This window comes from Pseudomonas sp. LBUM1641, assembly GCF_059716235.1.
This window is the reverse complement of sequence record NZ_CP166815.1, coordinates 3,972,047-3,985,832: the sequence shown is the minus strand read 5'-3', so window position 1 is coordinate 3,985,832 and position 13,786 is coordinate 3,972,047. Positions and strand designations below refer to the sequence as shown.

The 13,786-nt window shown below is 54.3% G+C and carries 16 protein-coding genes; 9 read left to right on the top strand and 7 right to left on the bottom strand.

Translation table 11 applies throughout. From position 1 onward, the window contains the following. Nucleotides 1-291: 291 nt before the first annotated feature. Entirely contained in the window at nucleotides 292-501 is a 210-nt protein-coding gene (locus ACA046_RS18290; protein WP_497674617.1) for a hypothetical protein, read from the bottom strand. Nucleotides 502-694: 193 nt separating this feature from the next. Between ACA046_RS18290 and ACA046_RS18285 the strand changes: the two genes are divergently transcribed. The 5 genes from ACA046_RS18285 (at nucleotide 695) to ACA046_RS18265 (ending at nucleotide 4,397) form a co-directional block, all read left to right on the top strand. Next, nucleotides 695-1,003 carry a pertactin-like passenger domain-containing protein gene (locus ACA046_RS18285; RefSeq protein ID WP_497674616.1) on the top strand — a complete coding sequence of 103 codons (309 nt, stop codon included), beginning with the start codon at nucleotides 695-697 and terminating at the stop codon, nucleotides 1,001-1,003. 480 nt (nucleotides 1,004-1,483) lie between these two features. Then, on the top strand, nucleotides 1,484-1,720 hold the full coding sequence (locus ACA046_RS18280) for a hypothetical protein (RefSeq protein ID WP_497674615.1): 237 nt from the start codon (nucleotides 1,484-1,486) through the stop codon (nucleotides 1,718-1,720). Between the two features lie 172 nt (nucleotides 1,721-1,892). Then, nucleotides 1,893-2,309, top strand: a complete 417-nt coding sequence (locus ACA046_RS18275; protein ID WP_497674614.1) for a DUF4398 domain-containing protein — start codon at nucleotides 1,893-1,895, stop codon at nucleotides 2,307-2,309. 9 nt (nucleotides 2,310-2,318) lie between these two features. Further along, nucleotides 2,319-3,089 (top strand): OmpA family protein, encoded by a 771-nt coding sequence (locus tag ACA046_RS18270; protein ID WP_497674613.1) that lies wholly within the window; start codon nucleotides 2,319-2,321, stop codon nucleotides 3,087-3,089. Nucleotides 3,090-3,152: 63 nt separating this feature from the next. After that, on the top strand, nucleotides 3,153-4,397 hold the full coding sequence (locus ACA046_RS18265; RefSeq protein ID WP_497674612.1) for an EAL domain-containing response regulator: 1,245 nt from the start codon (nucleotides 3,153-3,155) through the stop codon (nucleotides 4,395-4,397). Nucleotides 4,398-5,384: 987 nt separating this feature from the next. Here the strand turns inward: ACA046_RS18265 and ACA046_RS18260 are convergent. Continuing rightward, nucleotides 5,385-5,594: a hypothetical protein gene (locus tag ACA046_RS18260; RefSeq protein WP_497674611.1), complete on the bottom strand. Its 210-nt coding sequence runs from the start codon at nucleotides 5,592-5,594 to the stop codon at nucleotides 5,385-5,387. 201 nt (nucleotides 5,595-5,795) lie between these two features. On the opposite strand from ACA046_RS18260, the gene ACA046_RS18255 reads away from it, so the two are divergent. The 4 genes from ACA046_RS18255 (at nucleotide 5,796) to ACA046_RS18240 (ending at nucleotide 9,056) form a co-directional block, all read left to right on the top strand. Next, complete coding sequence (locus ACA046_RS18255; protein ID WP_497677107.1) at nucleotides 5,796-6,035, top strand: amidase family protein; 240 nt, start codon at nucleotides 5,796-5,798, stop codon at nucleotides 6,033-6,035. Further along, complete coding sequence (locus tag ACA046_RS18250; RefSeq protein WP_497674610.1) at nucleotides 6,032-7,075, top strand: amidase; 1,044 nt, start codon at nucleotides 6,032-6,034, stop codon at nucleotides 7,073-7,075. Before ACA046_RS18255 ends, ACA046_RS18250 begins: the two co-directional genes overlap by 4 nt. An 806-nt stretch (nucleotides 7,076-7,881) precedes the next feature. Further along, entirely contained in the window at nucleotides 7,882-8,247 is a 366-nt protein-coding gene (locus ACA046_RS18245; protein WP_497674609.1) for a hypothetical protein, read from the top strand. Nucleotides 8,248-8,723: 476 nt separating this feature from the next. After that, nucleotides 8,724-9,056 (top strand): hypothetical protein, encoded by a 333-nt coding sequence (locus ACA046_RS18240; RefSeq protein ID WP_497674608.1) that lies wholly within the window; start codon nucleotides 8,724-8,726, stop codon nucleotides 9,054-9,056. 688 nt (nucleotides 9,057-9,744) lie between these two features. On the opposite strand, the gene ACA046_RS18235 is transcribed toward ACA046_RS18240, so the two are convergent. From ACA046_RS18235 to ACA046_RS18215, 5 genes are all read right to left on the bottom strand, one after another. Next, a complete protein-coding gene (locus tag ACA046_RS18235; RefSeq protein ID WP_497674607.1) occupies nucleotides 9,745-10,146 on the bottom strand; it encodes a YfeK family protein in 402 nt (133 codons plus the stop codon). Nucleotides 10,147-10,214: 68 nt separating this feature from the next. Continuing rightward, nucleotides 10,215-10,676, bottom strand: a complete 462-nt coding sequence (locus ACA046_RS18230; RefSeq protein WP_497674606.1) for a hypothetical protein — start codon at nucleotides 10,674-10,676, stop codon at nucleotides 10,215-10,217. Nucleotides 10,677-11,153: 477 nt separating this feature from the next. Then, on the bottom strand, nucleotides 11,154-11,450 hold the full coding sequence (locus tag ACA046_RS18225; RefSeq protein WP_497674605.1) for a hypothetical protein: 297 nt from the start codon (nucleotides 11,448-11,450) through the stop codon (nucleotides 11,154-11,156). Nucleotides 11,451-12,203: 753 nt separating this feature from the next. Next, nucleotides 12,204-13,166 carry a fatty acid desaturase family protein gene (locus ACA046_RS18220; protein WP_497674604.1) on the bottom strand — a complete coding sequence of 321 codons (963 nt, stop codon included), beginning with the start codon at nucleotides 13,164-13,166 and terminating at the stop codon, nucleotides 12,204-12,206. Then, the gene (locus tag ACA046_RS18215) at nucleotides 13,153-13,785 is read right to left on the bottom strand and encodes a phosphatase PAP2 family protein (protein ID WP_497674603.1); all 633 of its coding nucleotides are present in this window, start codon (nucleotides 13,783-13,785) and stop codon (nucleotides 13,153-13,155) included. Before ACA046_RS18215 ends, ACA046_RS18220 begins: the two co-directional genes overlap by 14 nt. Between the last annotated feature and the right edge of the window lies 1 nt (nucleotide 13,786).

The window sequence follows — 13,786 nt, the reverse complement described above, 5'->3', positions numbered from 1 at the left end:
AGCGAGGTATACAACCGATCACGGCGACGACATGAACACGGTTCGCCTGCATGGGCAGAGTGCATGCGTTGATTTTAACTGTCGTGAGTGTTCGGTGCGAACGCTCGCGTTAGCTATTTGTTGGAAAACGTTTCAGTCGAAGCTGAAATGAGCTTAGTTCAATAAATTCCCGAAAACTGGCGCAGGCTTGTGGTCTCTTAGAGGGCTTCTTTCATCGCCGGATCGCTGTAACCGAACCAGTTTTATGTCAGGCCGGTATTTCACCAGACTTGGAGGTCTTCTTCAGTTTTCTTAGGTGGACACCATCGCCTCAAGCGATAGTGTCAGGAAAGGTGTGGTGCCCGGGCGGTTACGAATATCCGTGTCGAGATTCAGCACCCGCGCGGCACCGTCAAGTGAACTGGCCAACTGAGAGTGCTGCTGCTTGTGCGTCCATTCTTCGAGGCCTGTTGCGAAGATCCGCATCGTCTCCATCGGTCTCGCCACTGAGGCAATGGACATGCGAGCCGCCACGCATAACTGCGTTGGCCAGAGTGATTGCAGTGTTCGTCGCGGCAAAGCCGCACCGTGCTTATGTGTTTTTGCTATTCGTATCGACGCGCTGAACTCCTAGTTTTCCTTGCGCGGCGGCTCTAGCCTGGGGCGCACGGTTCATGGGGTGGGAAATTTGAGCCTGGATCAAAGCATTTGACAGATGACCGGCTATTCACAAGTCGGCCAATTGGCCGTGACGGGCAGGCAGGTAGGTTTCAGTAGCAGTCCTTTCAGTTCACTGACCATTGAGGGCGACCTCAGCGGTGTCGGTATCTTCTCGATGAGTACCGAGCTGGCCCATGGGCAAGGCAATCTGCTGTGGGTGGGTAGTTACGATCATGGGTTTGTCGTCGATGGTGGTGCGTGTGAGCCGGCTTCGGTGGGTCGCGAGCTACAGCTGGTGGATGGTGGATGGTGGCAGTGGCAGTGGCGGGGGTGGTTTGGCTTGGTTTATATCGCGCGCGTGTAGATGCCGGCGCGCTCCTCTGCACTCTTTGTGCAGAGGAGCGCGCCAATTGGTTTTTTGTCAACACTACAGACCTGTTCGGCACAGTAATTTCACCATCGCGTCCCCGACGTTCGTAGTGACGTTGTGGGGTTCGCAGATGGGCGTGCGAGTTAAGAGCCTGAGCGAGTTGAGCATGGGTCGAGATGAAGGCGGTGTATGGGCGCGTGGAATTAGCAACTGATTCAATGTCGGCGAAACCGCCAACCGCGCATTCACTCAGAACGGCTCCTGGATGGAATTCGGTGCCAAGAAGGCGATTCTCTTGGCTGTTGGCAACGTGTGCGTCCGCTCCAGGGGTGATCATCAGCAAAGCGATCGGTGCCATGCGACGTGCTGATGACTACGGCATCTATGTCGACGGAGTCCTCATGCGTAACAAATTTGACACCGGCATCAAGGCGCCAGCTGCCTGTGCATGGGGGGCAAATCCTAAGGGTTGGAATGGACGTTGAAGTCGGCAACACAGCGCGCTCATCAATGATGCCCGCTGGCAACGATCAAGTGAAAGTCATTGGTGACCGTTTCAATACTGGCCTTGGAGTTGGTTGTGGCGAGATCGGATTTGGCTCCGTAGTGCCAGTCAACACTAATAGAAATACATCAGAGTTCACGCCATGGAAAGGGCACAGGATTGTCGCCATTTCTGGTAAGGAAGGTTGCTTCTTCGCCGCGGTCTAATGCGGGGTCTTTTTTTCCGCACTTTGAGCATTCGGGGCGCCCATTAATTCGTCATTGGGAAATTCCCTACGGCAGTGCAGGCTCGTTCGTCGTTATTTCAGTCTTTTGATTGGGCAATATCTGTGACAGGGCTTCGCTAGGAAGTCCTCACGTACAGTGGTTGGAGCATTGAATGAATTATCGAAGTGTTTACCCCCGAGCAACCGGCCCATTTTTGCTGTTGATTGGTGCCGCAACCTTAAGTGCTTGTGCTGGTGCCCCTATCCCTGAAGATCAAATTTCGCTCTCCAAAGATGCTGTCAGCCGTGCTGTCTCGGCAGGGGCGACCCAATATGCGCCCGTGCAGATGAAGGTCGCGCAGGACAAGCTATTTCTCATGGAGCGGGAAATTGGGGAAAAGCACTATGTAAAGGTCAAGGCGTTGGCCGAGCAGATTCAAGTGGATGCCAATCTGGCTGAACGTACCGCCACCACTGTGAAGGCACAGAAGAACCTCGTGGATGCGCAAAATGGCATTCAAGTACTTAAGCAGGAAATGTTGCAAGCGCCCGCACCAGGCACCGCTCCCGTTCCTACTCCCATTCGCTGAGGATTAATCATGCGTACTTATTTGGTGGCACCGCTGACTTGTGCAATGGCATTGGTACTGGTCGGGTGCGCAGTCACTCCCGAAAACGCTCAATTGGTCGAAGCGCGTCAGCAATTCTCTGCTCTGCAGAACAACCCCAATTCGAGCACGCTTGCGCCTATCGAAACCCAAGCCGCGTTCTTGGCGCTGAGCAAGGCTGATTTACTGTCCAACTCGGACCGTAGCGCGGCGGGTGTTGAGCAGTTGGCGTATCTAGCTACTCAGAAAATTGCCTTGGCGGAACAGACTATTTCGGGCCGTGAAGCGAGCGCCGGACTTGCCAATATTGGTCTGGAGCGCACGCAGGTGCAGCTGGATGTGCGGACTCAGCAGCTTAAAACGTTGCAGGCGTTGAACTCCAAGCCGACAGATCGTGGGCAGGTCATTACCTTGGGAGATGTGTTATTTGACACCGGCAGGTCTGACCTCAAATCAGCGTCGCGCCGGGATATCCAACAACTGGCCAGTTTCTTAGAGAATAACCTTGAGCGCAAAGTTCGCATCGAAGGTTTCACCGATACCGTCGGCAGCGAAAGCCTGAACCAGGCATTGTCCGAACGGCGTGCTGATTCGGTGGCGTCTGCCTTGATTCAACAAGGCGTTGATCCTGTTCGGATCTCTACCCAGGGATACGGCCAAGAGTTCCCGGTAGCTGGGAACAGTAGCGCCAGCTCGCGACAACTTAATCGCCGAGTGGAAGTGATTGTTTCAAATGGTTCATCAGCCGTCCAGGCGCGATAGGCCGATGAGGCGGGCAGGGATAACCTTGGTCGCCTTTAGTCAAGCGCTTTAAGAGAGTCGCAAATGCCTATCTATCCGCTCCGTGTGCTTGTCCTGGAAGATCATCCATTCCAACGCTCCGTAGCCGTCGCCATGCTGCGTCGTTTGGGCTGTACAGAGGTATTCGAAGCGTCTGATGGTGTAGAAGCCTTGGCGGTGCTCAATAGCGTTGGGGCGGTAGATGTCGCACTGTGTGATTTGCAAATGGAGGGCATGGACGGTGTCGCGTTCTTCAAAAAAGTCGCTGATTCAGGGCTTGTCAAAGCCTTGGTCGTCAGTAGCGCTGTTCCTGCGGATCTGCGGCACATGGTGAAACGTCTGATCACGCTGCTTGGCATCAATTTATTGGGGGATGTTGGGAAGCCGCTTAGCCTGCCGATTTTAGGCAAGGTGCTAAAACAATACTCTCCCAAACCTTGCTTCAAAACGGCCACTGTAACGCCAATCAAATCCCCCGGCAAAAAGGATATGCAGCGCGCCATTGAGGCGAATGAGTTTCGAGCTTATTTTCAACCAAAGTTCAATTTGGGTACGGGCCAAATAGAAGGCGTAGAGGTACTAGCACGATGGCTGCACCCGTCAATGGGTGTGTTGCCTCCCTCCTTTTTCTTGCCCTTGCTGGAGCGCTATGGGCTGCAGGATGAACTGTTCTTTGATCAGCTGAGGCAGAGTCTGGCGTTGCAACGTTACATTAGCGACCAGGGCCATTCACTGAACTTTGCGTTTAATCTGCACGCGGCGCAGTTGAGCAATACCGATCTGACTGACCGAATCAAGGCGCTGCTGACCGTTTTTGGCATCCCTGGTTCGGGTCTGACCTTTGAGCTGACAGAAAGCGGGATCATAGATACCCCCATTACCAGCCTTGAAAACCTGTATCGGTTGCGCATGATGGGTTGTCGCCTCTCCATTGATGATTTTGGAACCGGCTTTTCGTCGCTTCAACGATTGTGTCAGTTGCCCTTCAACGAAATAAAGCTCGATGCGGAGTTCGTCCGGTGTCTTGATCAGGAAACTGGGCAAGCGGTAATCATCAGCACTCTGGCGCTGGGAGAATCCTTAGGAATGTCCGTGGTAGTTGAGGGGATTGAAACCCAAGAACAGCGTGCAAGGTTGCGTGAGTTGGGATGTGTCACTGGGCAGGGTTATTGCTTTGCGATGCCAATGAATGGGGGAGATCTTCTCCAGCGCTTAGCCATATCACCAGGAATTTGCAACTTGTACCGTGAGTGGTGTTTAAAGGAGCTCACCGGGTTTGTGGAGGGTTGATCCATGCCAAATAAAGGTTTGCGTATCCTCATTGCCGATAGGCGGCATGTACAGAGAAGTATGATAGAGAAGATGCTGAACCATATGGGGTACTATTGTATCGCCCCGGTAGGGTCGTATGAAGAGTTGGTCGCCTTAACTAGGCCGCCGGTGGGTTCTTTTGATTTGGTGATTGTTGACTCGTTGTTGGCAGTCTACGAGGGTATCAATATCTCTCATTTTTGCGAGTATAACCCTCAGATCTACCATTCGTTGATTTACAGTGATGGCAGACTTCGATCACCGAAATGCTCTGCGTCGTTTGATCAGTCCGTCCACGTATCATTGATCCAGGCACCCGATTATAGGTCGATGAGGGATTTCATGGACTTAGTTGAGGGGCACGGTTCAAAAACACACATTGGAAATGCGACGTATAGTGCTGCTGTCCATTAACCGACTTCTAAGGCGCTGCGGAATACTGTGTAAGGTTAAGGCGATTGTCGTATACAGTCGGAGAATCCTCCGCAGAGGCGTCAATAGGCTATTTTCACTGGTGAGGTACGCTAGTTATGTTTGGCGTTGCAGCTACCGCTCAGAAGGTGTTGGTACTTTACTCGCCAGACGGTCAAGGAGGAGATGCTGATTCGCTGTTTCAGGGGGGGGCACTCATTAATCGCGACGTTACCGTATCTGGATGCTCACGTCCCCCTTATGTCTGCAGCTACCTGAGCTGTCATGAATGGAACCCGGTATTTTACAAGCCATCTGCGCTTTGTTGGTTGGCCTGTGACGTGAATTATCGTTGAGTCGCTCAATGACCGGGGGCTTTCCGGCGCATCGTTACTGACCAGAGAAGCCGTCGCCACACCGCTGTCTTGATCAAGCGGCGACAGGCAATAGCACCCAACCGTTGTGCTTCCGGCAGCTCGAACGTTTATCGCAGCGTTGCTAGCATCGTAGATCGGGCGGTAGACGCATTTGAAGTCTGCGTCGGATGGAGGTTCATCATGGGCGATTTCTCAGGCGAGCGAGGCCCTGCCTGATGTGGCCGGCGTTCTCACCAATCGTCTCAAGGGCACCGCGAACATTGTCTCCAGTCTCAGCCAGCCCGCGAGCTTCTACCTGGAGCGTCAGCTCCATCACTGCCGCCTCTAATGCCATTTGATTTTGATACATCCTCTCCAGCACGTCGAATAGCGAATACCCGCTGCGCATAGGCTTAGCCTCCAGTTAAGAAAAACAGCATAGCAGTGGGGTTCGAAGGTGATGGCTCGTAAGATGATTTTCCTCGACGACGTGGCTGTTTTGGGCGTCATGAACATCTCGATAGGTAGGCCGTGCCAGATTCCGCCGATACTGGGTGCTGCCATGACGTTATAAGTCGGTAAATTTATTGGAGCGATACGATTGTCGACTGTGGACCCACTACTCCGTTATTCCGCAACCGAGCTTGCCGAATTGATTCAACGGCGCAAGCTCTCCTCTACAGCCATTGTGTCCGCCTACCTCGCACGTATCGAGAAGCTCAATCCATCGATCAACGCCCTGGTGCAGGTGTGCGGCGAGTCGGCGCTAGAGCGCGCATGGGAGGCTGATTGTGCAGTGGCCAACGGTGAATGCTGGGGAGTCCTGCACGGCGTCCCCCTTTCACTGTGAAAGACGTATTCGATACCCAGGGCGTGGTGTCAGCGGCAGGTTTGGTTGATCGGGCGCGATATGTTCCCAACCAGGGCGCGGTAGTCGTGGCACGGATGAAAGCCGCTGGCGCGATCTTGCTCGGCAAAAGCAATTGCCCACCAGGCGGCGGGGGCGGCGTGACTGACAATCCGGTATATGGCGCGACGCGTAATCCGCATGGTCTATTTCATGGGCCTGGAGGCAGCAGTGGTGGCGAGGCCGCTGCGATTGCCGCCGGCCTATCACCGTTGGGGTTGGGAAGTGATTCCGGTGGAAGCTTGCGCGTACCTGCTCATTTTTGCGGTATCTGCACGTTGAAACCCACCAGTGGGCGTGTGCCCAACACCGGAGTATTCAATCACCCTGGTGGGCTCAGTGACTATCGTAGTCAGATCAGCCCAATGGCCCGGTATGTCGAGGATCTGGCGTTAGTACTCCAGGTGATCGCCGGTGAGGACAGTCGGGACGCCGGTGTGATTCCGATGCGGCTCCCTGGTGTCCTCGCAGGCACCCTGAACGGCTTGAGGGTGGCCTGGTACAGCGATGGTGGTATTACGCCGGTTGATGAGGTAACACAGACGACTCTGCAGTTGGCGGCCAACCTATTGGCGGCCGCTGGCGCCTCACTCTTTTCGGCGTTCCCGGCGGCACTGGCTAATTCCCGAGACATCACCGAACGCTATTGGGCGATGAACACAGGTACGGGGGAGGAGGCGGTACGGTTGCTTTCAGACTGGGATCAGTTTCGGAGTGCCATGCTCGGATTCATGGCGGACTACGACCTCATTCTGTGTCCGGTTGACGCCGCCCCGGCGCCGCGGTTGGGCGCGTCGCGCCCTGGACTGTTCAGTCACACGCTGTCTTACAGCTTGGCAGGTTGGCTTTGCGTGGTGATTCGTGCCGGGACTTGCGATGCCGGTTTGCCGGTAGGGGTGCAGATCGTGGCGCGGCCTTGGCACGAGCATCTGGCGTTGGCTGCGGCGGCAGCCATTGAGAGGGCCCGGCCTTTCACATTTTGATCATCTGCGGATAATGTTGTGCCCCGCTGAATGTCGCTGACGGGCGATTGCGTTAGGCGCTGCTTTTCAGGCTGGCCCGCTCAATCCCACGACACTCAACAGAATAAAGCTGATCCAGACCGGCCGCCAGAACGATACCGCATCACTCAACCAATGAGAGCGTACTGGGCATGAGTAACATCCAACCGTCCGGTTCAGGCGAGTAGGCAATCGCAGCGGTGACCAAGCAGGGTGTCGTCGACAGTGGCCTTTGCGACCCGGGTCAACAAGGTTGGAGATGGTATGAGCTGTTGAGCTGTCCCGGTCAGCGGACTTTGATCTGTGCGGTTGTACTATTCAACATATCGCTGCCGCCGCTGTCTCGAGCCTGGGGTCGTATGGTCACTTTTTTCGGTGCCGGCGTCCCAGCCAAGACATGAAAAAAGTCTGTCATCTGGGCTGTCCAGCTAAACCCCGTACGGTGTTCAGGAAACGAATGATGAGCGAGCCTACTAAATTCCAAATGACTTGAGCACATTTGGGAAATGCCCTACATAAAAAACATTCAGAAAGCTGAAAGATTAGCTCGCCTGTTTATTCAAAGATCAAATGCTTGGTGTGGAGACGATCATGAATAAATTCATAAAAATTTCGTGCGGCATACTTAGGTTCCAAATATTAGCTGCGTGACGGCTCTGACAGGGGGCATTCAGAGTGGCGTGTCGAGAACTGCCCATGTATTTATCCAATCTCTATTCGGGCCTGCAAGTACCGCGTTGCACGGGCACGATATCACGGATATTTTTAAGCATATAAAAGGATGCATTATGCAATCAGTTTTGGTAAGAGCGTTTGGCGGCCTGACGACCAGCTACTACATTCGGCAGTTGCTGTTCGGACTGATATTCGCAGTGTTGTTTATCGCTATGTTGGCAAGTAGCCCCGGTGGTGTGTGGGCGAAGTCCGGCATGATCGTGTTTACTCTCATCTGTAGTCTGCTATACCCTTATTCGCGGTTTGTATACGAAAGCATCGTCGGGTACATCATGGGAGAGAATGTGTTTTTCGTAAATGCGCTGCTGATGCTGGCAGTGAAAGTATTCACCATGTCGCTCTGCTGGTCCCTAGCGATTTTTATCGCCCCGGTTGGTTTGGTGTACCTGTTTTTTAGAAACTCGCGGGCAGCTACGTAAACGAGCTTGATCAGTTTTAAACCCCAAGCCAGGTCATTGAACTTTATGCGTCCGGCCAACTCATCTCCTCAATCCCGCAAAGCCAAGACATGGTGTGCACTTAAAATAGGTGGGCACCCTCGACTTTGGCGGTGGGGTCAGGAAGGTGTGTTGGCTGGCCGGTTACGGCAATCTGTCATGCGTCTCAAAAGGGCGCGCGCGCAGGCTTATTCAAATAATCGAAAACCCGAATTACGTCGTGCGCCTTCAATGAAGGCATGCGTTTTTGAGATTGGCGTTTGGGAAGCAACGGAACAGAAAGTGCACTTAAACCGACCAGCTACGTTCAGTACTGAGACATAGAAGAAGCCCGTAACGATTCAGGCTCATCCTACAGACAGGTCAACAACGCTGATGCATATATTCGCCCTGCGTTTCAGACGCTAGGAACGATGCTCAATGCATTTAATACAAAAAACGGGCGAGAGGCATTTCCAATGCAAATCATACACAAGGATTTTCGTGGTGAGATTGGCTTCAACAAAATTGAATCGCCCTTCGTTGCGGTACAAATTGTCGCTCAAGCGCTACTCAATCCATGGCAACTGCCGGGCTTAGTTGACCTGATCCATATCAGTGGACTAACGGTTGCCAACTGCCAGGACGAGAGCTACAGGCGAATAATTCTTGAGACAATAAGTCGAGGGAAATGGTTGATGGTTAGGGATGACCCATTGTCGCCGTTAAGCAACGATACTCGCGGCCTGTATGCAAATATAACAGGGCTGGAACGTGGGGGGGGGCGCTTCAAAAAACGAGGAAACACCTAAGGCAGAGGCTGCGATTGCAGACGATGTTCTGCGCCACGCCCAGGACTACCGGGCTAATAAGTGATTCGGGCCGGCATCGCGAGTGATTATTAACGCCAGTGCGTTATTGGTTGCTCCGGCCGCCCGACAATTATGAGTATTATCGCAAACTAACTGCCATTCTTTATGAGTGAAATTTACTCCATTCGGAGATGTGGCGGCATTTACACAAGAATCTAAAATACCAAATAATACAAAATCACTAATGCTGTTTAATGGGAAGGTATTCATATTCGCTCGAAACTAGATACGTATGGCTATTCTAATAACTGCGTATGGAATAACTACCTAGCTATACCACCACTGCAGCTTGCTGATGCCGTAAAATTTGACTTGCTCTGTGCTTCGGCTTGTTTACAGTCATATCCAGATGCTCAAAATTGAAATTTAAAGCTGTCGGCCCTACAGGCTGTCCCTAGGACACGTGAGATAGCATCAGACTTCGTTTATGGCCAGGTTTCTTTGCCATCTTTGTATATATCGCGATTCCAACATTCAAGCTTGCTATATCTGCAAAGCCATGCACATCAGGCTGACGCGCATGAGTGGGGGGGGGGGCGATGAACATCCATAGCTTTTTCCCTACTAGGGCAGGTGTTGGGTAGAACACGCGGCTGGTCATGACCAACCGGTACTCCCGTGTCACAACCTACTGTAGGAGCTGTCGTTGCCTTTTTAGTTCTGTGGTGAGCCAAGTGCTCGTCGGTTGTACGCCTGTCGGGCATCGAACCTCATAGGCGGTGCCAGTCACACTGCTTTTAGTGGCCCCTAGATTGATGAAGTCTTCTGCACTGCTCACCATGTTCTTGCCTTCGAGATAATGCAGCTTTTTTCCCAAATGGGCACGAGCCTGGGCGCCTGGGTATTCGCTCCCGTTGCGCACAAACCGACACTCACTGTGTTCGACAAAATCTAGCAAGCCCTGTATCTCTTGAGCTGCTTGCGGTGTGGTTTGAGCCTGTACATGGGGCACCATTATCATTAGACCGAGACCCGCCGCGCTCAACCATTGGCTGATGAGGCGAGCTATCCGTCGTGTCAACATACGCATGATGTTTCCTCGTATTCATTTACTGTAAAGAGTGTTTAGTCATCACCACTGTCTGGCGCGCCGTTATTTCAGTGCGCTTGATGATTTGCCGAATAGCCCCGGCTAACAATAGATTCGTTGTTTTGGTTGAGTGTCTGGTTAAAGTTTCGACCGGTGACCCCCTTCACTTGGCCGTCTTGTGAATGCGCGACCTCGATACGGCCACCATCAAAAAAGTCCATGCGATAAATCCGTGTTTGATCCACCGTTCGCACTGCCAATGACTCGGTTTCGGATATATCCAGGATGCGTACCGATTTGGGGATAAGATTTTCGATGGTGATATCACCGTCAATCATGCTTATCGTTACACCGTCAGGACTTATGCCCCTCACACCGCCCTCAATTCTTTCCACGAAGTCGCCATATGAATGAGCTTCCATAAACATGCCTTGGTCGTCCCACGGAACAATGGTTTCACCCTCTACTTCAAGCCTTGGCGGGGCAGGTTCACACTCTATCGTCACATCGTCTTTTTTATGTTTGCTCATGGTGTTGCTCCATTTAGTTGCCGGAGTTAAGGTAATTCCTAGACCGGCCACGCACTTGAGTACCCTCGGGGTGTACAGCACAGGCCCCACAGCGGAGTAACACCGCACCCAACAGCTCCACGGCAGAATAACGACGCCTCATCCGAGCAGTCCCCATGTCACTTCTTTATGCCGTTGCTGGTATTTTTCGGATAGCGGCCAAAGGCGCTTCTGATAAAAGCCCACGAGGGCCATATTTGCCCACGTAGGGCAGGCTTTGGTGCGCAGGCAGGGCAAACAAAAAAAGCGACAGTTGGAGTCATACCGGGCCCGAAAATATAAATAGGCACGCACGCTAACAAAGCGGAAAAGGAATTAATGTAGGAAACGTCCCAAAAGAATCCGGAATCTTCCGCCAAAGAGCGGTAAAGACAGAGAACGTTATGTCGAGCTCATTTCTCAGTTGCGCGGTGCCGTGAAAGACATAACGAACCTGACTTAGAGAATGAGTTCTGTCGGAGGGAATGCTTCACATCGTCCATTCATGATCTGCTCCCGTAGTCGTGCTGCGCGCCAGTAATTCTTGGCAACAGCCTCTGGGATCTCCAGTTCATCATTCAGATCGAACTGCGGGGCCATTGCGAACTGCACATCCATCCCGAAATCGCCTTTGAGCAAGCTTTGCATGATCTTGACCCGTTGCAGCCAACTCAAGGAGCGTCTGTAACCGTGCTTGGTGTTGTAGACCAGCAGATTGAGGCGTGCGGAGGCGTGCATAAAATCATCTTCCGTCATCCACATCTTGAAATGCCGCTAAAGCCCAAGCGGCAGAATGTCTCGGATGAAAAAACCCAACAGTGGCAAAGCCGTTCTATGCGGGTGCAGCTCGATGCTCACCATCAATAGAACGTTGTGAAGTGTGCGGGCTACCAGGTGCGTATGGGCTTACCGTGTTCCACACCAGTTACATGAATAACGTAGACCCTGTCTTTCCCCCGGTGGTGTTCTTGTCCCTGTGCCCGCAGTACGTAATCGAGCAACCCACCACTGACCTTTTGGTCCAAGCCTGTCAGCATCTTTGGCTTGTTAAAAATAACGAGGTTTATCAACAGTTCACTTATGTTGGTCATATTATCCAGCCAAGCATCCTCGCCACCTGATGCTGGTAGCGGTTGGAATCCTCGCGGCTTTTCCTTCTCTTTCGAAGGACTTGATTGTCCCGGTGGCTTCAGATCAAGCCGTTGCCAGCTTCGCCTGCACCGGTAGGCTACCGTTGAGAGAACAACGAGTCTCAATACCTCTATTGAGGTGAGAGAATAACTGGTGCGACTTCACGTCGCACGCATACGATTTTTTCCCAATTCTGCAGGCTCCCTATCTACAGCATCGGCATTGGCGGCGGCGCACTGCTAGGCAGTTGGGTCGGCGGTCAGCTTGGCTTCGCCTACATAGGGCTGGGCGGTGGATCGCTGGCGGCCCTGGCCCTGCTGTTTTACGGGGTGGCCATGCACCGCCTCGCTCGCTCGGCGGGCTGATTTACCCGGGGCGTCAGGCCGGCGATTTCGCTGCCGGGTAGCTGACGTCCCGCAGGACCCCGATGTAGCCGTTATAGAGATTGCGGCTCGGCACCAACTGTTGCGCTACCAATTGCCGATGCACCCGCTGCAGGTGGTAGAAGGGCAGCCTCACATAGAGGTGGTGCTCGATGTGGTAGTGGATCCCATGGGGGCCGAAGATAAAGGTCTGCCAGTTCGGCCGCACAATACTGCGCGCGTTCTGGCTCTGATCGTCGCAGGCGGGCAGGCCGGCATGTTCCATGATCGCCCGCACCCGGCCCATCAGCGGCAGCAGGGTAATCGCTGGCAGCAACCACAAACCCAGGTAGAGCCAGGGGTGTCCGGCCCAGGCCAGCAGGCCGAACAACAGCCCATTGCTGACGAGCATGGAACCGACTTCCGAGAGCACTTGCCGCGGCGACTTGTCGACCTTGGGCATGATCGCGCGGTAGTCGCCCCGGGCGAACCTGAAGGCGCTGACGAGGTAAGCCACCCCGCATAAATCCGCCAGCAGCCGCGTCGCCAGCTTGCCCCGTGGTAGCGGGTAGTCTCCCAGGCCAAACACCGCGACCACCGGGTCGTCATGCTGCATGGGGTAGAGGTGATGCTTGAGGTGCCCGGCGCGGTATGTCGCCATCGAAATAAACAGCGGGCCGGCGGCGCACCATTGGCCGAGCAGGTCGTTTAGCTTCTGCCGCGGCAGCAGCACGCCATGGGCGCTCTCATGCATGATCACCGCCAGCGCCAACTGGCTACGGGCGATGAGCAGCGCCGCCAGCAGATAGGTCACGGGGTGCGGCCAGAAGATGGCGCCGGCGAATGCCACAGCGATCAGTCCCCAGTCGGCCAGCAGCGCCAGCAGGCTGATCCAGGGCTGGAGGGCAAACAGCTCGGCGGCCGGGGCAAAGGCATTCAGCGCCTGGTTGTTGCCGGCATGGGAGTTAGACGGGGACACGGGTGTTGCCTCCTTGTCGCTGGGTGGCCAGGGCGCAGGCCAGGGCCAGCAGCATACCGCCGGCGACATCGACCAGCGTGTGTTGCTTGAGGGTCAGGGTCGACAGGCAGATCAGCAGCCCGACGCCTGCGGTGAGCCAGCGCCGGGGATGATCCCAGAGCGCCCGACAGGCGAGGCCGGTAACTGCCACGTGCAGGCTGGGGCAGCCATTGGACGCCAGGTCCAGCTGCCACATCCGGCTCAGGCGCTGTTGCAGAAAAGCATTGTCGAGTGCGCCGATATCGGGTCGGGGCACGAACTCGGGGAACAGCCAGAAGCACAGCAGGGCGACCATGAACGCCAGCCCGGTGGCGGTGCGCAAGCTTCTGAAGCCGTCGGCGCTGGTGTAGGCCGCCGCCAGCACCACAAACGGGAAAAACAGCACATACAGCCACCACGAATGAGGGATGAACGGGATCAGTTCATCCAGCGACGTGACCCATTTATAGCGCGGGGTAATGATGTGCTCCAGGGCGATGAAAACCCCCAGGCCCAGCAGCAGGCCGAGCAACGCCACCAGTGCCTGGCGATAGTCCGGGACTCGGTGCGGCAAGGGGCGGTGCGGGGAGGGCTGGTACATT

What these genes read in the sequence shown, in the direction of transcription:
- ACA046_RS18290 (WP_497674617.1), bottom strand. Translation starts at nt 501, where the DNA reads ATGTCCATTGCCTCAGTGGCGAGACCGATGGAGACGATGCGGATCTTC.
- ACA046_RS18225 (WP_497674605.1), bottom strand. Translation starts at nt 11,450, where the DNA reads ATGACGGAAGATGATTTTATGCACGCCTCCGCACGCCTCAATCTGCTG.
- ACA046_RS18230 (WP_497674606.1), bottom strand. Translation starts at nt 10,676, where the DNA reads ATGAGCAAACATAAAAAAGACGATGTGACGATAGAGTGTGAACCTGCC.
- ACA046_RS18275 (WP_497674614.1), top strand. Translation starts at nt 1,893, where the DNA reads ATGAATTATCGAAGTGTTTACCCCCGAGCAACCGGCCCATTTTTGCTG.
- ACA046_RS18260 (WP_497674611.1), bottom strand. Translation starts at nt 5,594, where the DNA reads ATGCGCAGCGGGTATTCGCTATTCGACGTGCTGGAGAGGATGTATCAA.
- ACA046_RS18240 (WP_497674608.1), top strand. Translation starts at nt 8,724, where the DNA reads ATGCAAATCATACACAAGGATTTTCGTGGTGAGATTGGCTTCAACAAA.
- ACA046_RS18235 (WP_497674607.1), bottom strand. Translation starts at nt 10,146, where the DNA reads ATGCGTATGTTGACACGACGGATAGCTCGCCTCATCAGCCAATGGTTG.
- ACA046_RS18270 (WP_497674613.1), top strand. Translation starts at nt 2,319, where the DNA reads ATGCGTACTTATTTGGTGGCACCGCTGACTTGTGCAATGGCATTGGTA.
- ACA046_RS18245 (WP_497674609.1), top strand. Translation starts at nt 7,882, where the DNA reads ATGCAATCAGTTTTGGTAAGAGCGTTTGGCGGCCTGACGACCAGCTAC.
- ACA046_RS18215 (WP_497674603.1), bottom strand. Translation starts at nt 13,785, where the DNA reads ATGTACCAGCCCTCCCCGCACCGCCCCTTGCCGCACCGAGTCCCGGAC.
- ACA046_RS18265 (WP_497674612.1), top strand. Translation starts at nt 3,153, where the DNA reads ATGCCTATCTATCCGCTCCGTGTGCTTGTCCTGGAAGATCATCCATTC.
- ACA046_RS18285 (WP_497674616.1), top strand. Translation starts at nt 695, where the DNA reads ATGACCGGCTATTCACAAGTCGGCCAATTGGCCGTGACGGGCAGGCAG.
- ACA046_RS18280 (WP_497674615.1), top strand. Translation starts at nt 1,484, where the DNA reads ATGGACGTTGAAGTCGGCAACACAGCGCGCTCATCAATGATGCCCGCT.